Annotated in this window: 19 protein-coding genes and 1 tRNA gene; 11 read left to right on the plus strand and 9 right to left on the minus strand. The window is 68.0% G+C overall.

Going from position 1 to position 23207, the window contains the following annotated elements:
- Positions 1-8: 8 nt before the first annotated feature.
- Positions 9-482 carry a thioredoxin-dependent thiol peroxidase gene (gene bcp, locus ABFX36_RS14890; protein ID WP_006896541.1) on the minus strand — a complete coding sequence of 158 codons (474 nt, stop codon included), beginning with the start codon at positions 480-482 and terminating at the stop codon, positions 9-11.
- 112 nt (positions 483-594) lie between these two features.
- On the opposite strand from bcp, the gene ABFX36_RS14895 reads away from it, so the two are divergent.
- On the plus strand, positions 595-816 hold the full coding sequence (locus tag ABFX36_RS14895; protein WP_006896542.1) for a DUF3618 domain-containing protein: 222 nt from the start codon (positions 595-597) through the stop codon (positions 814-816).
- Between the two features lie 139 nt (positions 817-955).
- A tRNA-Lys gene (locus ABFX36_RS14900) sits at positions 956-1028 on the plus strand.
- 71 nt (positions 1029-1099) lie between these two features.
- On the opposite strand, the gene ABFX36_RS14905 is transcribed toward ABFX36_RS14900, so the two are convergent.
- A complete protein-coding gene (locus ABFX36_RS14905; RefSeq protein ID WP_278126966.1) occupies positions 1100-1966 on the minus strand; it encodes a LysR family transcriptional regulator in 867 nt (288 codons plus the stop codon).
- Positions 1967-2099: 133 nt separating this feature from the next.
- Between ABFX36_RS14905 and ABFX36_RS14910 the strand changes: the two genes are divergently transcribed.
- The 3 genes from ABFX36_RS14910 (at position 2100) to ABFX36_RS14920 (ending at position 6146) form a co-directional block, all read left to right on the plus strand.
- Positions 2100-3395, plus strand: a complete 1296-nt coding sequence (locus tag ABFX36_RS14910; protein ID WP_006896544.1) for an NAD(P)/FAD-dependent oxidoreductase — start codon at positions 2100-2102, stop codon at positions 3393-3395.
- A gap of 171 nt (positions 3396-3566) precedes the next feature.
- Positions 3567-4775 (plus strand): L,D-transpeptidase, encoded by a 1209-nt coding sequence (locus tag ABFX36_RS14915; protein ID WP_006896545.1) that lies wholly within the window; start codon positions 3567-3569, stop codon positions 4773-4775.
- Between the two features lie 228 nt (positions 4776-5003).
- On the plus strand, positions 5004-6146 hold the full coding sequence (locus ABFX36_RS14920) for an acyl-CoA dehydrogenase family protein (RefSeq protein ID WP_006896546.1): 1143 nt from the start codon (positions 5004-5006) through the stop codon (positions 6144-6146).
- Here ABFX36_RS14920 and ABFX36_RS14925 read toward each other — a convergent pair.
- Together ABFX36_RS14925 and ABFX36_RS14930 are read right to left on the minus strand one after the other, a co-directional pair.
- On the minus strand, positions 6127-7641 hold the full coding sequence (locus ABFX36_RS14925) for a pyridoxal phosphate-dependent decarboxylase family protein (RefSeq protein ID WP_006896547.1): 1515 nt from the start codon (positions 7639-7641) through the stop codon (positions 6127-6129). The genes ABFX36_RS14920 and ABFX36_RS14925 overlap by 20 nt on opposite strands.
- Complete coding sequence (locus ABFX36_RS14930) at positions 7638-8978, minus strand: MFS transporter (protein WP_006896548.1); 1341 nt, start codon at positions 8976-8978, stop codon at positions 7638-7640. Before ABFX36_RS14930 ends, ABFX36_RS14925 begins: the two co-directional genes overlap by 4 nt.
- 170 nt (positions 8979-9148) lie before the next feature.
- On the opposite strand from ABFX36_RS14930, the gene ABFX36_RS14935 reads away from it, so the two are divergent.
- The 3 genes from ABFX36_RS14935 to ABFX36_RS14945 are packed head-to-tail and all read left to right on the plus strand — an operon-like array spanning position 9149 to position 14368.
- Positions 9149-11422: a glycerol-3-phosphate 1-O-acyltransferase gene (locus ABFX36_RS14935; RefSeq protein WP_006896549.1), complete on the plus strand. Its 2274-nt coding sequence runs from the start codon at positions 9149-9151 to the stop codon at positions 11420-11422.
- Entirely contained in the window at positions 11419-12927 is a 1509-nt protein-coding gene (locus ABFX36_RS14940; protein ID WP_006896550.1) for an HAD-IB family hydrolase, read from the plus strand. The genes ABFX36_RS14935 and ABFX36_RS14940 overlap by 4 nt, the downstream gene beginning before the upstream one ends.
- On the plus strand, positions 12917-14368 hold the full coding sequence (locus ABFX36_RS14945) for a wax ester/triacylglycerol synthase domain-containing protein (protein ID WP_375002203.1): 1452 nt from the start codon (positions 12917-12919) through the stop codon (positions 14366-14368). Before ABFX36_RS14940 ends, ABFX36_RS14945 begins: the two co-directional genes overlap by 11 nt.
- A 4-nt stretch (positions 14369-14372) precedes the next feature.
- Here the strand turns inward: ABFX36_RS14945 and ABFX36_RS14950 are convergent, their stop codons facing one another.
- Together ABFX36_RS14950 and allB are read right to left on the minus strand one after the other, a co-directional pair.
- Positions 14373-15068 (minus strand): DUF4352 domain-containing protein, encoded by a 696-nt coding sequence (locus tag ABFX36_RS14950; RefSeq protein WP_346077019.1) that lies wholly within the window; start codon positions 15066-15068, stop codon positions 14373-14375.
- Positions 15069-15281: 213 nt separating this feature from the next.
- Positions 15282-16673 carry an allantoinase AllB gene (gene allB / locus ABFX36_RS14955; protein WP_346077020.1) on the minus strand — a complete coding sequence of 464 codons (1392 nt, stop codon included), beginning with the start codon at positions 16671-16673 and terminating at the stop codon, positions 15282-15284.
- A 245-nt stretch (positions 16674-16918) separates the two neighbouring features.
- Here allB and ABFX36_RS14960 point away from each other — a divergent pair, with 245 nt between their 5' ends.
- Together ABFX36_RS14960 and ABFX36_RS14965 are read left to right on the plus strand one after the other, a co-directional pair.
- Complete coding sequence (locus ABFX36_RS14960; RefSeq protein WP_346077022.1) at positions 16919-18472, plus strand: NCS1 family nucleobase:cation symporter-1; 1554 nt, start codon at positions 16919-16921, stop codon at positions 18470-18472.
- A 47-nt stretch (positions 18473-18519) separates the two neighbouring features.
- Positions 18520-19242: an aspartate/glutamate racemase family protein gene (locus tag ABFX36_RS14965; RefSeq protein WP_346077024.1), complete on the plus strand. Its 723-nt coding sequence runs from the start codon at positions 18520-18522 to the stop codon at positions 19240-19242.
- Positions 19243-19331: 89 nt separating this feature from the next.
- Here the strand turns inward: ABFX36_RS14965 and ABFX36_RS14970 are convergent, their stop codons facing one another.
- Entirely contained in the window at positions 19332-20156 is an 825-nt protein-coding gene (locus ABFX36_RS14970; RefSeq protein ID WP_006896556.1) for a bifunctional allantoicase/(S)-ureidoglycine aminohydrolase, read from the minus strand.
- 30 nt (positions 20157-20186) lie between these two features.
- Positions 20187-21467: a DUF6986 family protein gene (locus tag ABFX36_RS14975; RefSeq protein ID WP_346077026.1), complete on the minus strand. Its 1281-nt coding sequence runs from the start codon at positions 21465-21467 to the stop codon at positions 20187-20189.
- A 159-nt stretch (positions 21468-21626) separates the two neighbouring features.
- Between ABFX36_RS14975 and ABFX36_RS14980 the strand changes: the two genes are divergently transcribed.
- On the plus strand, positions 21627-22403 hold the full coding sequence (locus ABFX36_RS14980) for an IclR family transcriptional regulator (RefSeq protein WP_082781307.1): 777 nt from the start codon (positions 21627-21629) through the stop codon (positions 22401-22403).
- A gap of 19 nt (positions 22404-22422) precedes the next feature.
- Here ABFX36_RS14980 and ABFX36_RS14985 read toward each other — a convergent pair whose 3' ends face one another.
- Complete coding sequence (locus ABFX36_RS14985) at positions 22423-23190, minus strand: YggS family pyridoxal phosphate-dependent enzyme (RefSeq protein ID WP_346077028.1); 768 nt, start codon at positions 23188-23190, stop codon at positions 22423-22425.
- Positions 23191-23207 lie beyond the last annotated feature (17 nt).

Raw genomic sequence — 23207 nt, forward strand, 5'->3', positions numbered from 1 at the left:
GGGGTCGATCAGATCGACAGGTCGCGGCGCAGCTTCGCGACATGGCCGGTCGCGCGCACGTTGTACTGCGCGGCACCGATGGTTCCGTCCTCGTTCACCAGGAAGGTGGAGCGGATGACGCCGTTGACGATCTTCCCGTACAGCTTCTTCTCACCGAAGGCGCCCCACGCGGCGAGGACCTCCTTCTCCGGGTCCGACAGCAGCGGGAACGTGAGCTGATCCCGCTCGACGAACTTGGCCAGCTTCTCCGGCTTGTCGGGCGAGACACCGATGACGTCGATGCCCTCGTCGTTCAGTTCGGCCAGGTTGTCGCGGAAGTCGCAGGCCTGTTTGGTGCATCCGGGCGTCATCGCGGCCGGGTAGAAGTACACGATCACCTTGCGGCCGGCGTAGTCCGAGAGCGAGACCGGCTTGCCCGTCGAGTCGGGAAGAGTGAACGCAGGGGCCTTGTCTCCGACCGAAAGTCGTCCATTGGCAGACATACGGCCAGGCTATCGGATTCGAATCGACGTCTGACTCTGTAGGCTCAGAACCGTTGTGTACTCGCGCAGCGTACAGCCGTCTATACGTCCCGACAGATCACGGAGGATCGCAGTGGCCGACGAAACCGCACGCATCGAGCAGGAGATCACGAAGGCCCGCGAGGAACTCGCCGGCACGCTCGACCAGCTCGTGGAGCGAGCTAATCCGCAGCGGCTGGCCGACGACGCCAAGACCAAGGCCGTCGCCATCGTGAGCCGTCCGCCGGTCAAGTACGGACTCATCGCCGTCGGAGCGCTCGTCGCGGTCGTGGTGGTGCGCAAGATCCTCCGCTGAGCCGCACGTGCTGCAACCGCGGAAGATGACGCGAAACTGCATCTGACCAGCCGATTTTTAATCTCGGCAACCATGGTGTTAATGTTTTCTCCGCAAGGCCGCAGCGGCGCAGACCGCCACGGCGATGCAGCAAGGCCAAGCGCCATTAGCTCAATTGGCAGAGCAGCTGACTCTTAATCAGCGGGTTCGGGGTTCGAGTCCCTGATGGCGCACAGTAGAAGCCCTCGTCTGAACCACTCGGTTCGACGGGGGCTCTTCTCGTTCCCAGGGCCTGCTCCCCCGGTCAGCCGCGCCGATACCCTCCCGAGAGTTCGGTGAGCAGGTCGGCGACCAGTGGGTTCGGTGCGGCGTCGGTGCGCAGCGCCGCCGAGACCGTCAGCGTGAACGCCGGATTGTGCCTGCAGATGATGCCGGGCTGTTTGAGATCCTCGTACAGCAGCGTCCACGACTCCGGCCGGTTGATGAGATCGAAGGTCACCGGGTGTCCGTCGCGGATCTCGGGACCGAGCAGGGTGGCGACTCCGGCCTTGGCGAAGACTCGCTCGACGAGACGGTGCAGGAGAACCTGCTTCTCGATCGGCGGGAGCAGCAGCGGGTACTCGGCGAGTTCTTCGGGCCGGGGCGGCCTTCCGAGCTTGGCGAGACGGTGACGCGGACTGAATGCGACGACGGGTTGCTCGATCCACAGCGGATCGAGGTAGAGACCCTCGTGGTCGAGGCTGCCGCGGATCAGTGCGATGTCGGCGTCGCCGGCGGCGACGGCCTCGATCCGTTGGGCGAAGGGTTTGATGAGGAAGTCGATCTCTGCGTCCGGATGCCGGTCGCGGATCGCCGACACGGCCGCCAGCGCCGAACCGGCGAACGACATGTTCGCCGCGATCCGGATCCGGTTGGGCTGTGGGCTCACGGCGGCGATCGCGGCATCGCGCAAGCCCAGCAGTTCCCGCGCGCGTGGCAGCAGGGTCTCGCCGGCCTCGGTCAGTCGGACCCGGCGGGTGGAGCGGTCGAAGAGCTCGGTTCCGAGCTCGCGCTCGAGCGCGGCGATCTGGTGACTGATCGCCGACTGCGAGACGAAACACCGTTCGGCGGCCTTGGAGAAGCCGCCGGTGTCGGCGACCGCGGTCAGGTACTCGAGCTGCCGGAACTCCATTCCCTCACTGTATGAGTAGAACAGATAAATGTCATCGGTAAACGAGTGGTCAATCGGGTTGAGGGGCAACGTAGCTATCCGGCACTGTGATCAGTGAAAGCAATTGGCGGACAACGCACAGGAGATGAGGCACATGCGCAGCACCGAGGTCGTGATCATCGGCTCGGGATTCGGCGGATTGGCGGCAGCCAAGCAGCTGGCGAAGTCGAAGGTCGAGACGGTGCTGATCTCCGCGACGCCGGAGCATCTGTTCCAGCCGCTGCTGTACCAGGTCGCCACCGGCGTCCTCCCGGCGCAGGAGATCGCGCCGTCGATCGCCGATGTTCTCGCGGACAAGAAGTCGATCGACGTCGTGGAAGGCTACGTCACCGCGCTCGACGCCGAGCGCAAGGTGATCACCTACAGCACCGACGACGGCAGCGAGCAGATCGCCTACGAGTTCCTGATCGTCGCCGCCGGCGCGAGCCAGGGATACTTCGGCCACGACGAGTGGGCTGAGAGCACCTTCTCGCTCAAGACGCGCGACGACGCGATCGATCTGCGGGCGCACCTGCTGGACTGCTTCGAGGCTCCGCTCGCCGACGAGACCGCGCACACCTTCGTCGTCGTCGGCGCCGGCGCCACGGGTGTCGAGATCGCGGGCCAGATCCAAGAGCTGGGCCTGCGCTATTTCACCGACGCGCCGGCCACCGTCCACCTCGTGGAGGGGGCGGGCGACGTCCTTCCCGTGTACGGGGGCAAGTTGTCGGACTTCGCGCGCAAGACGCTGGAGAAGTCGGGAATCGACGTGATGACCGAGACCGTCGTGACCGATATCGACGGCGACGCGGTGACCGTCCGGGCCGCCGACGGAACCGAGCGGGTTCTGCGAGCGCGGACGGTGGTGTGGTCGGCTGGAGTGAAGGCCACGCCACTCGCGCAGGTGGTGGCCGAGGCGACCGGATGCGAGACCGACCGCGCCGGACGACTGCTCATCAACCCCGACCTCACGGTCGGCGGCCGCGCCGACGTCTTCGCGATCGGCGACATGACGAGCCTCGACAGGCTGCCCGGCCAGAGTCCGGTCGCGATGCAGCAGGGCCGTCACGCCGCCGACATGATCCGCGGTGACACGGTCCGCGGCACCCGGTTCCGTTACCTCGACAAGGGCAGCATGGCGGTGATCAACCGCCATAACGCCGTCGTCGACGCGCCGTTCGGCATCAAGCTCACCGGCTTCCTCGGCTGGCTCACGTGGCTCGGGGTGCACCTGTTCTACCTAGTGGGATTCCGGAACAGGGTCGGCGCCGTGCTGTCCTGGTTCCGCTCCTTCGCGGGCTCGGCTCGGCCGGGATTCGCGCAGGTGGACCGCTCGGCCGGGCGCGTCGCCGACGCCGGCGGCGCCGACGGGACCGGCGACCGCCGCCCGCTCGCGGAGTCGGCGGCCTGAGCCGTCCGGGACGACCGCTCGACGCCGGGAACGTGCGCAGGTCGTTCGCGTGAATGATGTGTGGCGCTCCACACGCGTCCGAGGTGCAGGCGGTCTGGCGCCTCTCGTACAATGGGCAGCCGGAACAGGCTCCGTCTCTGCGGAGCCCGCTGAATTCTTCTTGGGAGCACAATGCGTTTTCGTCGGATGCGCGGCCGTCGGTTCGGGGCCAAGGTCACTGCCGTTTTTGCCATGCTTGCCGCCATCGCGCTGATCTCGTCCTGCAGCAGCTATGACGGTCAGGTCCACGCGAACGGTGAGTTCGGGGACATGATCAAGCCTGCACTCGCGTTCACCGACGAGTCGGGCAAGCCTCTGCAGAAGGGTGAGGTGGGCGTCCAGCCGGGTGCGCCGATCGTCGTGACCGCGACCGAGGGCACCATCCGCAATGTCAACATCCCGAAGTCGGACGGCACGCCGATCAAGGGCGTGCTGAGCGAGGACGGCACCAAGTGGACCAGTGCCGAGCCGTTCGGATACGACAGGTCGTACACGGTCACCGCGGACGCGATCGGCGTCGGCGGCACCACGACCAGCAAGAGCACTTTCACCACCCGCGCTCCGAACAACGTGACGCAGGCGTACATCAGCCCGCCCGACGGTGAGACCGTCGGTATCGCGCAGACCATCGGTGTGCGTTTCGACGAGGCGATCCCGGACCGCAAGGCGGCTCAGGCCGCCATCAAGATCACCTCGACCCCGAAGGTGGAGGGCGCCTTTTACTGGATCAGCGACCAGGAGGTCCGCTGGCGTCCCGAGCACTTCTGGAAGCCGGGCACCAAGGTGAGCGTGAAGGTCAACACCTTCGGAATCGATCTGGGCGACGGGCTCTTCGGCCAGGAGAACGTCTCGTCGTCGTTCAAGGTCGGCCGCCAGATGGAGTTGTTCGCGGACGACAACACCAAGATGGTCACCGTCAAGCGCGACGGCAAGGTCATCCGGACCATGCCGACCTCGATGGGCAAGGAGAGCGCCCCCACCGACAACGGCATCTACATCATCGGTGACCGTCTCGATCACATCATCATGGACTCCTCGACCTACGGCGTCCCGACGAACTCCGCCGACGGCTACCGCACCCCCGTGGACTACGCGACCCAGATGTCGTACAGCGGTATCTACCTGCACTCGGCTCCGTGGTCGGTGTGGGCGCAGGGCAACACGAACACCAGCCACGGGTGCCTGAACCTCAGCCCGGACGACGCCCTCTGGGTGGTCCGGAACACGCTGCGCGGCGACCCGGTGACGGTGAAGAACACGATCGGGCCCGAACTGCCCGGCACCGACGGTCTCGGCGACTGGAACATCCCCTGGTCGACGTGGTCTAAGGGCAACGCCTGACCTGCATCTCTCGTCCCCGTAAACGCCCGGGACCGCCTGGTTCCGGGCGTTTCCGGTTGTGCGCGGGGTGGTCGGAGCGGCGGTCGGCGCCGCCCCGGACGCGACGTTGACATCGAGCGATGTTAAGCTCGCGAGGCACTCAAAATACGGTACGACTGTATAGTCGCCGGTAGGGCTGGGCGGCACGCTCAGCGTCGAACACCGCACTCGAGATAGGTAGCTCAACTCATGGCACGACGTCCTTCGTGGGAGACCGAGGAACTCACCGCGCTGCGCGACATGGCGCGCGCGTTCTGCGAGAAGGAGCTCGCTCCGAACACCGAACGCTTCATCGAGCAGCACCACGTCGACCGCGATCTGTGGCTCAAAGCGGGCGAGGTGGGCCTGCTCTGCATGTCGATCCCGGAGGAGTACGGGGGCGGCGGCGGCACCTTCGCCCACGAGGCGGTCCTGATCGAGGAGCAGGCGCGGGCCGTCGACTCGTCATGGGGCCAGAGCCTGCACAACGGGATCGTCGCGCACTACCTGCTCGCGTACGGCTCCGAGGAGCAGAAGCAGCACTGGTTGCCGAAGATGGCCTCGGGAGAGGTGGTCGGTGCGATCGCCATGACCGAGCCGGGAACGGGATCGGACCTGCAGAACGTCAAGACCAAGGCGATCAAGGACGGTGACGATTACGTCATCGACGGTTCCAAGACCTTCATCACCAACGGCGGCCAGGCCGATCTGGTGATCGTCGTCGCCAAGACCGACACCAACGAGGGCGCCAAGGGCATCTCGCTGATCCTGGTCGAGACCGACCGCGAGGGCTTCAGCCGCGGCCGGATCCTCGACAAGGTCGGCATGCGCGGCCAGGACACGGCCGAGCTGAACTTCTCGGGTGTGCGTGTGCCGCAGTCGAATCTGCTCGGCGACCAGGAGGGGCTGGGCTTCATCCAGCTGATGACGCAGCTTCCGCAGGAGCGCCTGATCATCGGTGTCGCGTCCGTCGCGGGAATGGAGGTCGCCCTGGAGAAGACGCTCGAGTACACCAAGGAGCGCACCGCCTTCGGCCGTCCGATCTACGGTTTCCAGAACACCAAGTTCAAGCTCGCCGAGGTCGCGACCGAAGCACACGTCGCCCGGGTGTTCATCGACGACTGCATCGAGCAGCACCTGCGCGGAGAACTCGACATCCCGACCGTGGCGATGTCGAAGTGGTGGACCACCGAGAAGGCCATGCAGGTCGCCGACACCTGCCTGCAGCTCTTCGGCGGCTACGGCTACATGAACGAGTACCCGATCGCCCGCATGTGGGCCGACAACCGCGTCCAGATGATCTACGGCGGCACCAACGAGATCATGAAGGAGATCATCTCGCGCGCACTGTAGTGCCCGTCCCGGCCGGCGGCGGATTGGTGAAGGCGGCGAGGAACTCGATGAGCATCTTCGCCGTCACCGGTCGGGGGAGGAGGTCGATGGCGGCGATCACGGCGCCGATGTCGAGCGCCTCCTCCGACCGCGCCGGGTCGGAGTGCGGGTCGATCCCCGCTCCGATCAGCACGGCCTCGGTGGCCGCCGAGTCCAGCCCGACGGCGTCCTCGACCGTGACGGCTCCCGACTCGAACGCCGCGGCCAGCTCGCGGAGCGGGCCCGGTGCGTCGATCGGCGGAAGTGCACGAGCCGCGGTCGCGGCGTCGACCATCGCGGCCGACAGCTCGGCCGCCACCGTCCGGGTCACCGGAGTGATCGTCAGGTGGGTGCTCGCGGCGAGTTCGGAGCCGTCGGACTGCCGGTAGCGGGGCTGCGCCTGCAGGGTGAATCCACGCGCGTGGACCTCGTCGGCCCACCGGTGGGGGTCGATCGGCCGCGCCGACGCGTGGTCGGCGGCCACCGCGAAGACCGGACCGAAGGGGTCGCCGACCACCCGGAGCCCGTCGATGGCGCAGACCTGCTCGAGGAGCACCGTGCGCGCGGCGGCGATGTCGCCGACGAGTCCGGCGAACCCCTCGGGGCCGAGGAACTGGGTGATCGCCCACGCTGCGGCGGTGCCGGTGGCCGATCGCGACCCGAGCAGCGTCGGGTTGACCACCGGATAGCCCGGCCAGTCCGCGGTGGCGAAGTAGCCGGCGCGGTGCCGATCCCGATCGGTGTGCAACAGGATGGACGCGCCCTTCGGGGCGTAGCCGTATTTGTGGAAGTCGGCGGACAGGCTGGTGACACCGGGCACGGACAGGTCCCACGGATCGGACGGTTCGGGCCACCAGGCGAGTGCGAAGCCGCCGAGACAGGCATCCACGTGCAGCGGCAGCCCGCGTTCGAGCGCCAGCTCGCCGAACTCGGCGATCGGGTCCATCGTTCCGGTCGGATAGTTCGGAGCGGACGCGACCAGCAGGAAGGTCTCGTCGTCGACGTGCGCGGCGACGTCGGCGGCGGACGGTCGAGTGGAGTCGGGATCCACCGGAACTCGTCGTAGATCGACGCCGAGCAGTTCGGCGGCCTTGTCGAAGGCGGCGTGCGCCGTCGACGGCGCGACCACATTTCCGTGCCCGCGCGGGAGCCCGGAGGTCCGGCGGGCCGCGGCGACGGCGAGGAGGCAGCTCTCGGTGCCGCCGGAGGTGACCGTCCCGACGGCGTCGGGGGAGCCGAACGCGCTCCGGGAGAACTCGATCAGATCGCGTTCCATCGCGGCGACCGATCCGAAGACCGTGGGATCGAGTCCGTTCACCGGACGGACGAGCTCGGCTGCGTCCGCGGCCAGCCGGTCGAGGACGCCCAGCCCGCTGTCGTACACGTAGGAGAGGATCCGGCCGCCGTGGGTCGGCGCGTCGGATTCGCGCAGTCGGCGCAGTCTGGCCAGTACCTCGTCCGGGTCGCGGCTCGTCACGGGTGTCTCCTCTCGTAGCGGGTCAGCAGCACCAGACTCAGCGTCACCAGGACTGCGGGCAGCACCGAGAATCCCGCGGTGATGCCGATGATCGCGCTGCGCGGCTGATCGGCGACCGTGTCGGCCGTCGACGAGACGAACCCGGTGGCCGCGAGCACCAGCAGGTACAGACCCGGTCCCACGGCCATGCCCAGCGTTTCGCCCGCGGTCCAGAGGCCGGACAGGGCGCCGCCCTGCTCGCGGCCGGTGCGCGCGGAGTATTCGTCGATCACGTCGGGAAGCATCGCGAGCGGAAAGGTCTGCATGCCGGCGTAGCCGACGCCGGTGATCGCCAGGACTCCGAAGACCCACGCCCCCGGCGCCGCGATCGCGAAAGCGAGGATCACGTCCGCGAGCAGGAACAACGCCGACGCCGCGTACAGACCGCGCAGCTTCCCGAAACGTCGTCCCACACGGACCCACAGCGGCATCACCAGCAGCGCCGGTGCCACGAGCGCGACGAACAGCGGGGTCAGCGCGGCGGAGCTGTCGAGGACGTAGGTCGCCAGATACTGCGCTCCGGCGAGCATCACCGCGCTCGCGAGCGCCTGAATCACGAAGACCGACAACAGGACCCGATAGTGGTGATGATCGCGGACGGCCCGGAACGCCGCGGCTCCGCCCACCGCGTGCGTCGCGGTCCGCGCCCGGATCGGCGCCCGACGGCCCGCGGCGCCGGCGACTGCTGTCGAGACGGCCATGCCTCCCGCGATCACGGCCACGGACACCGCAGCCATCACCGCGTAACCGGCGGCGCCGCCCCCGAGCGCATCGCGGACCGCGGGAGCGCCCGCGCCGATCAACAGGATCGCCAGCGCGAGAACCGCGATCCGCGCCGAGATCAGACGTGTGCGCGCGTGATAGTCGGGCGTCAGATCGGTGGGCAGCGCGATGTACGGGACCTGAAAGCAGGCGTAGGCCACGGCAGCGGTGGTGAAGAAGACGAGCACCCACAGTGCGGCCACCGCGGGCGGCGCGGCCGTCGGTGCGGCGAAGGTGAGGATGAACGTCGGCACGATCGCGAGGGTGCCGATCCACATCAACCGCGTGCGGGATCCGGTGGCGGCGAACGCGGTGTCGTTGCGAGCGCCGATCAGCGGGTTCACCAGGACGTCGACGATCTTGGGGATCACCACGATCGCCGAGGCGAGCAGGGCGCCGACCGCGAGAGTGTCCGTGAGGTAGTACGCCAGCACCAGTCCGGGCAGCACGCCGAAGCCACCGGTTCCCAGACTGCCGGCCGCGAAGCCCGCGGTGACCCGGCGTGACACCGGCGGCGCGGAGGTCGAAACACTCACACGATCGAGTAGATCAGACGATCAAGACCGGCGGGAGTGTTTGGTGCCGGCTCGACCGGAATACCGAACGGCATCGAATACCGCCCCGGACCGATCCGCGATCGGCGACAATTCAGTTCCCGCCGGAACTCAGCCGTGTCCGGGGGCAGATCGTCGGACGAGGAGATTCGGTGAGCGCGATCGTACTGGCGCAGGTGCGGACCGGAGTGGAGCAGGAGATCCTCGACGAGTGGGCGGCGAAGCATCATCCGGGTGTCGGCGTGGTCAGGCTCGAGGACGTCGACGTGGCCGCTCTCGATCCGGACACCACCCTGATTCCGGCGCGCGTGGTGTGGTTGCCGCCGGTGCGTCGCGGTGAACGCAAGGTCGCGTTGGCCGACGCGATCGTGCTCTCGAATCCGCGGCGCCCACCGGCCTTCCGGCAGGCGGCCATCCGCAGGCACGGACCGGATCGGGTCCGCGTGGTGCAGGGCGTCCCCGCCACAGTGGCCGAACTCGGCGCTCGCTACGACGAGCGGCAGGCCGAGGGGACGTCGTTCGCAGGCTTCGTCGGCATGCAGGCCGCGATCTCGGCCGAGCGCGCGGAACTCGAACTCGTCGGAACCCGGTACAAGGTGCCGCGACTGGTGGCCGAGCAGATCAGCTCGTCGGCCAGATTCCAGGCCGCGGCCGCCGAACTCGCGGCCGAACTCGGGCGGTCCGCCGCATCCGTGGCGCAGGAGGCCACCGACAAGATGAGCGCCTTCGTCGCAACCCAGAGCAGACTGGTCCGCGACGTCTTCACCTCCACTTTCAGCGGACTTTACGAGCGCGCATGGTCGGTGTCGGCGGATCTGGACACCCTCGGACGTCTGCGCTCGGTCAACAAGTCGAGTTCGCTGGTGTTCCTGCCCTCGCACCGGTCGTACGTCGACTCGCTGATCCTGGCCAGTGTGCTGCATCAGCACGACTTTCCGCCGAACCTCGTGCTCGGGGGTGAGAACCTGGCGTTCTGGCCGATGGGACCGATCGCCCGCCGCGCGGGCACCGTGTTCATCCGGCGCAAGTTCGGCGCCGACCCGGTCTACAAGCTGGCGATGCGCTCGTACCTCTCCTTCATCGTCGAGAAGCGCTTCAATCTGGAGTGGTACATCGAGGGCGGCCGAAGCCGGACCGGCAAGCTGCGGCCGCCGATGCTCGGTCTGCTCGCCTACGTCGCGGACGCTGTGGAGGCGCTCGACGCCGCGGACGTGGTGGTGGTGCCGACCTCGATCGTCTACGACCAGCTTCCGGAGATCGCCGCCATGGCGAAGGAGTCGGCCGGGGGCACCAAGAGTCCCGAGGACCTCAAGTGGCTGCTCAAGTACGCTCGCGCCCAGCGGACGTATCGCGGCGAGGCCCGCGTCCGGTTCGGTGAACCGTTCTCGCTCCGCGAAGCGCTGGCCGAGGCGGGGACCGGGCGGGCACGCCTGGAGAAGGTCGCGTTCAAGGTCATGGACGAGATCAACGCCGCGACTCCGATCTCGGCGACGTCTCTGGCCGGGTTCGCATTGCTCGGCGCCGCGGACCGGGCGTACACGGCGCGGGAGATCGAGGTGATTCTGGCGCCGTTGCTGACCTACATCGACACCCGCGGCCTGCCCGGCCCCGACCCGTCGCTGTGCCGCGGGCTCGGGCTGCTCACCACGCTCCGCGAACTCACCGACGCCGGTGTCCTCGAGACCTTCGACGGCGGCCCGGAGCAGGTGTGGTCCATCGCCCCCGACAATCATGCGGTCGCCGCCTACTACCGCAACGGCGCGCTGCACCACTTCGTCGGCCGGGCGATCGTCGAACTGGGGATGCTCGCCGTGTCGGCGGGCGACGTGGTGGAGGGAGGCCCGGCGCCCGACGCGCAGGCCGGCGCCGACGAGGGGCTGCTCGCTCCCGCGCAGCAGGAGGTGCTCCGCATCCGCGATCTGCTCAAGTTCGAGTTCTTCTTCCCCGCCAAGCAGGAGTTCCTCCATCGGCTCGGAGCCGAGATGGATCTGCTCGCTCCCGGTTGGCGGACCGACCGGCGGACCAAGGAATGGGTGCATGCGGCGCTGCTGGCGAGCGCGGGGCAACTGTTCGCCCGCCGCACGCTGCAGACCTTCTTCGACGCGCAGCTGGTGGTGGCGACCCGGCTGGTCGCCCTCGGATCCGAGGAACTCGACAAGGAGGAGGTGTTGACCGAGTGTCTCGGCCTGGGCCGCCAGTTGTCGTTGCAGGGCGTGGTGCACAGCAAGGACTCGGTGTCCCGGGAACTGTACGACGGCGCGTACCGGCTGGCCGACAACCGTGGCGCGGTGCACGGTGATTCGGCGAGCGAGGTGGCCTCCCGCCGCAGAGCCTGGCTCGACGAGGTGGAGGAGATGCGGTGCAGGCTCGCCCGGATCGCCGAGATCGAAGCGGCGCAGGCCGCAGCGCGGGAGGCGGACGCATGAGTGCGCTGGCGGAGCGGCTGCGGGCGATCCGGTCCGCGCCCGAGGGCGGGCGGGTCTGTGCCTTCTTCGACTACGACGGCACGCTGATCGAGGGGTTCTCGGCCACGGCGATCCTGCGGGCGCGTCTGCGCAGCCTCGAGTTCACGCCCGGCGAACTCCTCGACGGACTGATGATCGCCCTGCGCGGCTGCTCGTCGGAGCAGGACTTCGCCGAGGTGCTCGAAGCCACGCGGCCGGCGTTCGCGGGCAAGACCTACGCCGAGTTGCTGGCGATGGGCGAGCGGCTGTTCAAAGAGGACACGGCGTCCAAGCTGCGGCCGCAGATGTGGCAGATCATTCGCGCGCACCGGTCCAAGGGACACCGCATCGTGATCGCGTCCTCGGCCACGCGCTTTCAGATCGAGCCCATCGCCCGGCAGATCGATGCCGACGACGCGCTCGCGACCGACGTCGAGGTGATCGATGGGATCGCGACCGGCAAGATCCTCGGCAGACCTCTGTGGGGCCCCGGCAAGGCCGCCGCGGTGCGGCGCCTGGCCGCCGAGCACGATCTGGACCTGGCGTCGTCGTTCGCCTACAGCGACGGAAACGAGGATGTGCCCTATCTGGAGGCGGTAGGACATCCGGCGGCGGTGTCGCCCCAGCGGGGGCTGCGGGCGGTCGCCGAATCGCGTGGCTGGCCGATCCTGGAACTGCGGAATCCGTCGCACAACAGGCTCGGCATGCTCGCCCGCACCAGTGCCTTCTACGGCTCGTTTCTCGGCGGCGCCGCCGTCGGATTCGCCAGGGGAGTGCTCAGCGACGACGGCACGCAGGTGATGCAGAAGGCTGTCTCGTCGGGGATCGACACCGGTTTCGCACTCGCCGGGGTCCGGGTGGACGTCCTCGACGGAGGCGGCTATCTGCAGTCGGCTCGACCGTGCGTCTTCGTGTTCAACCACCAGTCCAAGCTCGATCTCCCGGTGATGATCCATCTCATCCGCGGCCAGGCCACGGGGGTGGCGAAGAAGGAGATCCGCGACCTGCCGCTGTTCGGCAGAATCCTGGAGGTCGGGGGTGTGGCGTTCATCGACCGCGCCGACGCCGGCCGGGCGATCGAACAGTTGGAACCGGTGGTCCGGAAGGTGGTCGACGAGGGGTTCTCGCTCGTCGTGGCCCCGGAGGGGACGAGGTCGGCGACGCCGCGGATCGGTGAGTTCAAGAAGGGACCGTTCCACATCGCCATGCAGGCCGGCGTGCCGGTGGTGCCGGTGGTCTTGCGCAACGCGGGCGAGCTGATGTGGCGCGGAGCGCAGTTGATCAAACCCGGCACGGTCGAGGTCCGAGTGCTGCCGCCGGTGGACACCTCCTCGTGGGTGCCCGAGAAGGTCGGCGAGTACGCGAGCCAGGTGCGACAGCAGTTCCTGGACGCGCTGGCCGACTGGCCGGTCACCGCGTTCGACGACGGCCGGATGACCAGGACGATGGGAGTCTTCGAGTGGCAGGAGTCCGAAGGTGACGAGTGATTCCGGCGCACCGCGCGAGCCGGTGGTGGACCGGCCTCTTGCATGGGGCACCGAACCGGAGATGAGTGCGGTCGACACGGTCATGTGGCGCGGCGACGCCGACCGCCGGTTGCGGTCGACGATCTCGATGCTCGAGGTCTACGACTGTGAACCGGATTGGGATCGGCTCGTGGCGGCGCACGACTGGGGAAGCCGGATGGCGCCGCGGTTCCGTCAGCGAGTGATCGAATCGCCGCTGCGCACCGGCACCCCGAGTTGGGAGGTGGACCCCGACTTCGACTTGCACTACCACCTGCGGCGCGTCCGGGTGGCCGGCGACGGATCGATGCGCGAGGTCCTCACCCTCTGCGAACAGCTGGCGATGACACCGCTCGACTCGGCTCGACCGCCGTGGGAGGGCTACCTCATCGACGGGCTGGCCGACGGCAAGACCGCGTACTTCTTCAAGGCGCATCATGCTCTCACCGACGGACTCGGTGCGATTCTCGTTCTCGCGCAACTGCATTCCACCAGCCGCGAGCCGATACCGGGCAAGCCGCAGCCGCCCGCCCCCGCACCCGGGGATCTGTCGTCTCTCGACGTGCTGAGCCGCCAGATCGGAGAGGAGATCCGCCGGCTGCCGAAACTGGCCGGACTCGCCGTCGCCGGAGTCCGGGCGATCGGTGATCCCAAGCGGACCCTGCGCCGAGTGCTTCGGTACGGCCGATCGGTTCCGCGAGTCGCCGGAATGATCAGTCCGCCCGGATCACCGCTGCTGGCGGCTCGCAGCCTCTCGTGGCGGTTCAGTGCGTTCGAGGTGGACTTCGCCGCGCTGCGCGCCGTGAGTTCGGCGACCGGCGCGTCGATCAACGACGTCTACCTCGGCGGCCTGATCGGCGGCTTCCGGCGGTACCACGAGAGCATGGGGACGGTGGTCGACACGATTCCCGTCGCGATCCCCATCTCGGTCCGTGAACCCGGCGATCCCGATGGCGGAAACCGGATCGCCGTCGGGCGGCTCGCGGGACCGATCGGGATCGACGACCCGTTCGAGCGTGTGCTGACCATCCGGGAGCAGGTCCGCGCGGCGCGCGCCGAGCCCGCGGTCGACATCCTCAACACCATCGGGCCGGTGGCGGCTTGGCTGCCCGGCCCGCTGCTGGCGCAGTTCAGCGGCACCACGTCGCAGAACGATCTGCAGGCCAGCAATGTGCCGGGGATTCCGTGGGAGACGTTCGTCGCCGGCGCCCGTGTGGAGCGGATGTTCCCCTTCGGCCCGCTGCCCGGCTGCGCGGTGATGGCCACGATGATCACGCACAACGGCACGGCGTGCCTCGGCCTGAACTTCGACGCCGCCGCCGTCACCGAGCCGGAATTATTCGCCGAGTGCCTCGTCGACGGCTTCAACGAGGTGCTGGACCTGGGCGATGACCCGGGTGACCGCCTGAAGCGGGTGGTGTAGGCGGTTAGGCCAGATCCACCGAGGCTCCATTCGAGAACATCGAATCGTGCAGTTCCACGGCTGCGGGAACAGCGCCCTTCGGCATATCGAATACGAGCTTGACGTCGACTGCGTTGCCCGGGTTGATGTTGTCCCAGACGGTGATGTCCGACCCGCCGAGCGCGATCTGCGCTGTCGTGTCGGGCTCGAATGTCCGGTCTTCGGAGTCGGTCAGCTTCTGGGCGGTCGGAGAGAAGGACTGGGGCTTCTTCCCGATGTTCTTCACTGTGACCGACAGGATGACGAACTGCCCTTGAGCCTGCTCGGTGAGGTAGGGATTGTCACCCACAGAGGGCACGCCCTTCTCGACACCGGTGACAGTGAACTCGAACTTGCCATCCCGGACGGGAGTGTTGAGCCCCGCATCCTTCGACTTCTTGTCAGACTTCTCGTTCGTTTCATCGTCTGGGACAGCGGTCGCTGTGTCGGCTCGCTGGGAAACGGTCGCCGCGCTCTTCGCAGTCTTGTCAGTGGACTTGTCGTCATCGCCGCCGCTCATCGCCGCCGCGATGATCACCACTACGACGACGATGCCGACGATCCATGGCCACTTCTTGCGCTGCTTGGCCGGCGGCACGGGCGGTTGCATCCCTGGGCCGACGGGTGGATGGCCATACTGCGGGTAGGGGCCATTCGGTGGAAGGGGTGGCTGGTTGGTCATCGTGCTCCTGAATGTGCGTGTGCGCAATGCGCGGAAACCGTACGAATCTTAGGAGTCGGCAATGTCTTGTTCGGGGATATCAGCGAGCCCGGTGGACGATTAGACCGATCAGCCGACAAGCGTTTGGAAGTTCGCTGTGCCACAACGCACTTCGCCGGCGAGGTGGTGCCTCGCCGGCGAAGTCGTTTTCCGTTGTCTGACCAGGTGATGGGATCAGACGTCTCCGCGGCGCAGCATCCGGCCGCGGGGGTTCTCGAAGTCGACCTTCTGACCGCGAAGCCAGGTGCCCGTGACGACGCCGGCCAGGGCGCGGCCGTCGTACGGACTGATCGGGTTCTTGTGATGCAGGTTGCGGACGTCGACCACCTGCGCCGAATCGGGCTCGAAGATCGCGAAGTCGGCGTCGCAGCCGAGGGCGATGCGGCCCTTGTTGGTCAGCCCGGCCAGAGCCGCGGGCTTGGCCGACATCCATTCCATCACCTGCGGCAGGCCGATGCCGCGGCGCTTGGCCTCGGTCCAGATCAGCGACAGTCCCAGTTGCAGTGATGCGACGCCGCCCCAGGCGACGCCGAAGTCGCCGCCCTCGACGTCTTTGAGGTCGACCGTCGACGGCGAGTGGTCGGACACGATGCAGTCGATGGTGCCGTCGAGCAGCCCCTGCCAGAGCAGCTCTCGGTTCGACGCCTCGCGGATCGGCGGACAGCATTTGTACGCGGTGGCGCCGTTGGGGATCTCCTCGGCGAGCAGCGTCAGGTAGTGCGGACACGTCTCGACGGTGAGCTTGACGCCGTCGCGGCGCGCCGAGGCGATCATCGGCAGTGCGTCCGAGGACGACAGGTGCAGGATGTGCGCGCGGGCGCCGGTCCAGCGGGCGCGCTCGATCACCTCGGCGACCGCCACGTTCTCTGCGCCGCGCGGGCGGGAGGCCAGGAAGTTCGCGTACTGGTTGCCCTCCGCGGTGGGCGCGTGGTCGATCGCGTGCGAGTCCTCGGCGTGAACGATCATCAGGGAGTCGTACTTCGCCAGCTCCGCCATATCCGCTTCCATCTCGTCGGCGGTGAGATGCGGAAACTCGTCGACGCCCGAGTGCAGCAGGAAGCACTTGAAACCGAAGACGCCCTCGTCGTGCAGCCCGCGGAGGTCGCCCTCGTTGCCGGGAATGGCGCCGCCCCAGAAGCCGACGTCGATGTAGGTCTTGCCCGCGGCGGCCCGCCGCTTGATGTTGAGCGCCTCGACCGTGACGGTGGACGGAATCGAGTTCAGCGGCATGTCGATCAGCGTGGTGACGCCGCCCGCGGCGGCCGCCTTGGTGGCGGACTCGAAGCCCTCCCATTCGGTGCGACCCGGCTCGTTCACGTGCACGTGGGTGTCGACCAGCCCCGGAATCATCACTTGATTCGACGCGAGTTCGATGACCTCGGCACCCTGCAGGCCGCTGCCGAGCGGCTCGATCGCGGTGACGCGGCCGTCGCGGATGCCGATCTCGCGGGCCACGATCCCCGCCGTCGTCAACATCTGCTCGCCGCGCAGGACCAGATCGAACGCGGTCGCGGGCTCGGCGGACACGGACTGCGCCGTCTCGTTGCTCTCCGGGCTGGTACTCATGTGCGGCTGCTCCTCCACGTGGTCGCCGGACAGATCTGTCGAGGAGAGAATACCGCAGAGTAATTCCTCATGGTGGAATCACATCGTCGTTTTTTGGAACGGCGCCCAGCGGGCGTGCGACGTGCTCGGGGGTTGACATCTGACCGAGCGGTAGGCGTAAATGTTCAAAACCACGGAATCTTAATTCCACACAGTGGAATCAGCGGTTGGCGGCAAGGTCCTCCGCGACGAGTGAAAGTCCTGCCATGAGCACCGAATCATCCGGAGTGATCGAGGACGCCGGCCCCGCCGGCCGCACTGAGTCCGCGGTGTCGTTCGACGACGTCGCCGTGCGGACCGAGCAGGGACTGCCGGAATGCGTGAGTCCCGCCCTCTACAACGCCGATCTGGCTCCGACCAAGCGGGCCGGACGACGATGGAGCGCGTACAACATCTTCACGCTGTGGGCCAACGACGTGCACAGCCTCGGCAACTACGCGTTCGCGATCGGCCTGTTCGCGCTCGGCCTGGGCGGATGGCAGATCCTGCTGGCCCTCGGCCTCGGCGGACTGTTCCTGTTCCTGCTCCTGAATCTCTCGGGATTCATGGGCGAGAAGACCGGCGTCCCGTTCCCGGTGATGAGCCGGATCTCGTTCGGCATCCGTGGTGCGCAGATCCCCGCCCTCATCCGCGGCGCCGTCGCCATCGCCTGGTTCGGCATCCAGACCTTCCTCGCGTCGGTGGTGCTGCGCATCCTGATCGTCGCGCTGATCCCGTCGGCCCAGAACCTCGATGCGAACAGTTTCCTCGGACTCTCCACCCTCGGCTGGATCTCGTTCGTCTCGCTGTGGGTGATCCAGCTGGTGATCGTCAGCTACGGCATGGAGATGATTCGCCGGTACGAGGCCTTCGCCGGACCCGTCATTCTCATCACCATGATCGCGCTGGCCGTCTGGATGCTCAGCCAGGCCGACTGGACCATCGCGTGGACGACGCCGGACTCGCTCACCGGCGGTGAGATGTGGGCCAAGATCGTCGGCGGCGCCAGCCTCTGGGTGGCGATCTACGGCACGTTCGTCCTCAACTTCTGCGATTTCACCCGCAACGCGAAGTCGAAGGGCTCCATCGTGCGGGGCAACTTCTTCGGCATTCCGCTGAACATGCTGCTCTTCGGCGGCATCGTCATCACCCTCGCCGGCGCGCAGTTTCGGATCGACGGCCGGGTCATCGAATCGCCGGCCGACATCGTCCAGGCCGTGCCGAACACGTTCCTGCTGGTGCTCGCCTGCCTCGCGCTGCTGATCCTGACGGTCGCGGTCAACATGATGGCGAACTTCGTCGCACCGATCTACGCGCTGAGCAATCTGTTCCCCAAGACGCTGAACTTCCAGCGCGCGGCGCTGGTCTCCGCGGTCATCGGTCTGGTGATCCTGCCGTGGAACCTCTACAACTCGCCCGCGGTCATCAATTACTTCCTCGGCGGACTCGGTGCCCTGCTCGGCCCGCTGTTCGGCATCGTGATGGCCGACTACTGGCTGGTCCGGCGATCGCGGGTCAATGTTCCCGAGCTGTTCACCGAGGACCCCGACGGCGCCTACCACTACCGGGGCGGCGTCAACCCCCGCGCGGTGATCGCACTGATCCCGACGGCGGCGTTCGCTCTCGTCCTGGCTTTCGTGCCGGCCTTCGAAGTGGTCTCGGAGTACTCGTGGTTCATCGGGGCCGCCGTCGGTGCGATCGTCTATTTGCTCGTCGCCGATCGCAAGGGACCGTTCGCCGACGTCTCCGGCGAGGCCATCGCCGTCGCCAGCACGCACTGACGTCCGGCACGCCCCATTCCCGTCCATTCCCCCGAAGGAGCGAATCCGTGCGGATTCTCGTCGCCAACGTCAACACCACGCAGTCCATGACCGACGCGATCGCGGAGTCGGCCCGGGCCGTCGCCGCGCCCGGGACCGAGATCTTCGGCGTCACTCCGCGCTTCGGCGCGGACTCCTGCGAGGGCAACTTCGAGTCGTACCTCGCCGCTATCGCCGTCATGGATGCGATCACGTCCTATCCCGAGCCCTTCGACGCCGTCATCCAGGCCGGCTACGGCGAACACGGCCGAGAGGGACTGCAGGAACTGCTCGACGTGCCCGTCGTCGACATCACCGAGGCGGCCGCCTCGACGGCCATGTACCTCGGTCACAAGTACTCGGTCGTCACGACGCTCGACCGCACCGTTCCGCTGATCGAGGACCGACTGCGCCTCGCCGGTCTCGCGACGCGCTGCGCGTCGGTGCGGGCGTCCGGCCTCGGCGTCCTCGAATTGGAGTCCGACCCGGAGCGTGCCGTGGAGGCGATCGTCGCGCAGGCGCGCGAAGCGGTCGAGCGCGATCACGCCGAGGTGATCTGCCTCGGCTGCGGCGGAATGGCCGAGCTCGAGGAGAAGGTCAGGGCCGCGACCGGCGTTCCCATCGTCGACGGCGTGCGTTCGGCGGTCACCGTCGCCGAGGGGCTCGTCCGCATGGGACTGTCGACCTCCAAGGTGCGCACGTACGCACCGCCGCGTGAGAAGAAGGTCGTGGGCTGGCCGTTCCAGATCTGATCCGCCGACCACCGAAGCATGGAACCGCCCGGCACGCGGTGGGGGAGCACGCGTACCGGGCGGAGTGCGGGGAGACGATCTGCCTGAAGTCAGAGCAGGATCTGGCGGTTGACGTCCTTGTAGAGCAGATACCGGAAGTTCGACGGCCCACCGGCGTAGCAGGCCTGCGGGCAGAACGCGCGCAGGGAGAGGTAGTCGCCCTCCTGCACCTCCACCCAGTCGCCGTTGAGGTGGTAGACGGCCTTGCCTTCCAGCATCAGGAGTCCGTGCTCCATGACGTGCGTCTCGGCGAAGGGGATGGTGGCGCCGGGCTCGAAGGTCACGACGTTGACATGCATGTCGTAGGCGAGGTCCTGCGGATCGAGCATGCGGGTGGTGCGCCATTTGCCGTCGGTGCCGGGCATCGCGGACGGTTCGATGTCCCGCTCGTTCCCGAAGCGGACCGACGGCGCATGGCCGTCGACGGGCTGATAACGCTTGCGGATCCAGACGAAGGTCGCGTCGGCGTCTGCGTCGTTGCGTGCCGACCACGCCGTGCCCGCGGGGAGGTAGGCGAACCCGCCCTCGGTGAGCGTCTGCGCATGTCCGTCGGCGACCACCGACAGCGCGCCGGAGGTGACGAACAGGAAACCCTCCACCTCGGGCTGCGGCTCGGGCCGGTCGGCGCCTCCACCGGGCTGGACCTCCATGATGGCCTGGAAGAACGTGGTGGAACCGCCGGCGACCGGCCGATTCAGGATCCAGCCGCGCGTGCGGGTCCACTCGGGGAAGACCGACGTGACGATGTCGGAGAGGACACCGCGGGGGATCACCGTGTACGCCTCGGTGACCACGGCCCGATCCGTGAGCAGCGCGGTCTGCGGCGGCAGGCCGCCGCGGGGAGTGTAGTACGACGCTTTCTGCGGTGGGGTCACGACGTCTCCTCTGTGGGGTGTGAGTTCGGTTCAGGCGAGCGGAGTGGTGATGCGACCGAGGGCGACGGCCCGGACCGTCTCCATCGGGAGGTCGGTGGCGGCTTCCACATCGTCGGCGGGGAGTGCGCCGCAGACGGCGCCGCGGTCGATGAAACCGGCGAGTGCGCGGGCCGTGGCCGGCTCGTCGAGAATCCCGGAGTCGATGCGGTGCATGTAGTTCCGCAGACGCGCGGCGGCGGGAGCGAAGCCGTCGCGGTAGAAGGCGTAGGTGGCCAGGAAACGGGTCACGAGCTGGTTCGGGTGCAGATCCCACCCCTGGTAGATGCCGCGCTCCAGGTGGCGGCGGACGAGTCGGGCGTGCAGCCGCCAGGCCGCCGCCCGCTCCCGGTCGTCGCCGACGGGCAGGACGTTGGTGGAACCGTCGGACAGGTGAACGCCGGTGCCCGCGACGGCCAGCTGCATGACGTTCTTGGCGTGGTCGGCCGCCGGGTGCTCCATCGATTGGTACGCCGCCGCGATGCCGAGCGACGCCGAGTAGTCGTAGGTGCCGTAGTGCAGTGAGCTGACCCGTCCGTCGCCCGCATGGATCAGTCTCGCCACCGGAGCCGTGCCGTCGGGGCCCAGGACGGCCTGCGGCGTCTCCACCTGGACCTCGAACCGGATGCGCCGGGACGGGAGGCCGTGCGCCTGTTCCAGTGCTGCCGCGACCTGGACCATCGCCTCCACCTGGTCCACCGAAGTGACCTTCGGGAGCGTGAGGGTGAGGCCGTCGGGCAGCGGCCCTCCGGCCGCCAAGGCGCCGATGAAGGCGTCGAGCGTGCGCAGCCCGCGGCGCCGGACGGGAGCCTCGAAGCATTTGAAGCGGATGCCGATGAACGGCGGGAGCGCGTCGGAGTCGTTCGCGGAGCGCACCGCTGCGGCGGCGGATGCGACGTCGGCGTCCTCGGCGGCGTCACCGCGGTCGCCGTATCCGTCCTCGAAGTCGAGACGGAGGTCCTCGATGGGTTCGGACCTCAGTTTGGCCGCGACGAGATCGGCGAGCCGTTCCGGCGTGGACTCGGGCGCGGCGCCGAGTCCGATCATCGCCGCGACCGCGTCGAGGCCGCCGGCCGCGCGCGCGGTGTCCAGTGCGGCGGCGCCCCATTGTCGCGGGAGTTCGGGTGCGTAGCGGTCGGCGGGAACGTACACGGTGTGGACCGGCTGGCGTCGACCGTCGTCGCCGGGGTAGCGGCGTACCAGGTCCTCGTCCGCCTCCGACAATCGGCTGTCGACGTCGGCCAGAAAGGAGTCGCTGAGATAGCCGCTGGTCATTCACCCTCCCGGTCAGTCGAATACGGAATTGCAATTCCGCATCGTGGAGTCTAGTGCGAATTGTGCACTTCACACAAGCGGACACGGATTGTGGAGACGCTTTGTGTTCCGCATGGTGGAAGATAGAGTTCTGGTGTCCCATAACTGAGGAGCGAGACGGTGGCCGCAGCGGCAAGCGAGAGCAAGACGGGCGGCGTGCAGTCCGTCGAGCGCGCATTCGAATTGATGGAGTTGATCGGCCGAGCCGGCGGCGAGTGCTCGCTCAGCCACCTCTCCGGCGAGTCGCCGCTGCCTCCGCCGACCATCCACCGGCTGCTTCGCACGCTCGTCGGCATCGGATACGTCCGGCAGCTGCCGAACAAACGGTACGCGCTCGGACCTCGACTGATCCGTTTGGGCGAGGTCGCCAACCGGCAGCTCGGCGCGGTCGCGGATCCGGTACTGGAGGCGCTGGTGGCCGAGCTGTCGGAGACCGCGAGCCTCGCGGTCCTCGACGGAGACATGGTCATCTACACCGCCCAGGTGCCGTCGCCGCACACCATGCGCACCAACAACGAGGTCGGACGACGGGTCAACCTGCACAATTCCGGGGTCGGCAAGGCGATTCTGGCAGAGCTCGACGACGCCCGGATCCTCAAGCTCGTGTCGCAGGCGGGCATGCCCGCGACCACGAAATACAGCGTCACCTCCCTCTCCGGCGTCTTCGCGGAGGTGGAACGGGTGCGCTCGAACGGCTACTCAGTGGACGAACAGGAGCAGGAACTCGGCGTCCGCTGCGTCGCGATGGCGGTTCCCGGGGCGCCGACCCCGATGGCCGTCGGGATCTCCGGTCCGACGTCGCGGATGGACGATGAACTGCAGGAGCGGGCGGTCCTCGCGCTCCGGCGGGCCACCGGCGTGATCTCGGAGGCGTTGATCGGCGCCAGGGAGGCCTGAGCCACGCGACCGGCCGCGGTCAGCCCGGCCAGTACATACTGTCCGGAGTCGCCCGTGCGCCGAAGATCGCCTGGCCCACCCGGACACAGGTGGAGCCCTCTTCGACGGCGAGCTCGTAATCGCCCGACATGCCCATCGAGAGGCCGCCGTCGCCGAGGAGATCCGGGTCGACGTCGCGGGTCCGGTCGCGGAGGTCGCGCAGCAGCCGGAAGCACGAGCGCACCCGATCGGTGTCGTCGGAGAAGACCGCGAGCGTCATCAGTCCGCGAACGCGCAGGGCGGAGTAGTTCGGCAGCTGCCTGAGCAGCGCAGGCAGCTCGTCGGGCGCGAGCCCGTACTTGCTGTCCTCGCCCGAGGTGTTCACCTGCACGTACACGTCGAGGCCGCGGCCCGCGGCCTGCAGCCTGCGGTCGAGCGCCTCGGCCACGCGGAGGCTGTCGAGCGCCTGGAATTCGTCGGCGAAAGCGGCCACGTCCTTGGCCTTGTTGGTCTGCAGGTGCCCGATCACCGACCAGGAGACGTCGAGGTCGGCTAGGGCGCCGTGCTTTCGCTTGGCCTCCTGCACCTTGTTCTCGCCGAGGCGACGACAGCCGGCGGCGACGGCGTTGACGATCCGCTCCTCGGGCACCGTCTTCGACACCGGAAGGAGCTGCACCTGAGCCGGATCACGTCCGGCCCGACGCGCGGCGGCGTCGATCCGTGCCTGCACGGCGGCGATGTTGCGCCGGAAGTCCTCGACGGCGACGGCGGTGGTGTACTGACGGCTCTGCTCGGCGGATTCGGTCATGGCACCGATTATCCCGG

It is taken from the genome of Gordonia cholesterolivorans (genome assembly GCF_039531975.1).
Taxonomy (GTDB): domain Bacteria; phylum Actinomycetota; class Actinomycetes; order Mycobacteriales; family Mycobacteriaceae; genus Gordonia; species Gordonia sihwensis.

Excerpts from the sequence above, each read along its gene's own strand:
- bcp (WP_006896541.1), bottom strand. The coding sequence starts at position 482 with ATGTCTGCCAATGGACGACTTTCGGTCGGAGACAAGGCCCCTGCGTTC.
- ABFX36_RS14905 (WP_278126966.1), bottom strand. The coding sequence starts at position 1,966 with ATGGAGTTCCGGCAGCTCGAGTACCTGACCGCGGTCGCCGACACCGGC.
- ABFX36_RS14910 (WP_006896544.1), top strand. The coding sequence starts at position 2,100 with ATGCGCAGCACCGAGGTCGTGATCATCGGCTCGGGATTCGGCGGATTG.
- ABFX36_RS14915 (WP_006896545.1), top strand. The coding sequence starts at position 3,567 with ATGCGTTTTCGTCGGATGCGCGGCCGTCGGTTCGGGGCCAAGGTCACT.
- ABFX36_RS14920 (WP_006896546.1), top strand. The coding sequence starts at position 5,004 with ATGGCACGACGTCCTTCGTGGGAGACCGAGGAACTCACCGCGCTGCGC.
- ABFX36_RS14940 (WP_006896550.1), top strand. The coding sequence starts at position 11,419 with ATGAGTGCGCTGGCGGAGCGGCTGCGGGCGATCCGGTCCGCGCCCGAG.
- ABFX36_RS14950 (WP_346077019.1), bottom strand. The coding sequence starts at position 15,068 with ATGACCAACCAGCCACCCCTTCCACCGAATGGCCCCTACCCGCAGTAT.
- allB (WP_346077020.1), bottom strand. The coding sequence starts at position 16,673 with ATGAGTACCAGCCCGGAGAGCAACGAGACGGCGCAGTCCGTGTCCGCC.
- ABFX36_RS14960 (WP_346077022.1), top strand. The coding sequence starts at position 16,919 with ATGAGCACCGAATCATCCGGAGTGATCGAGGACGCCGGCCCCGCCGGC.
- ABFX36_RS14975 (WP_346077026.1), bottom strand. The coding sequence starts at position 21,467 with ATGACCAGCGGCTATCTCAGCGACTCCTTTCTGGCCGACGTCGACAGC.
- ABFX36_RS14985 (WP_346077028.1), bottom strand. The coding sequence starts at position 23,190 with ATGACCGAATCCGCCGAGCAGAGCCGTCAGTACACCACCGCCGTCGCC.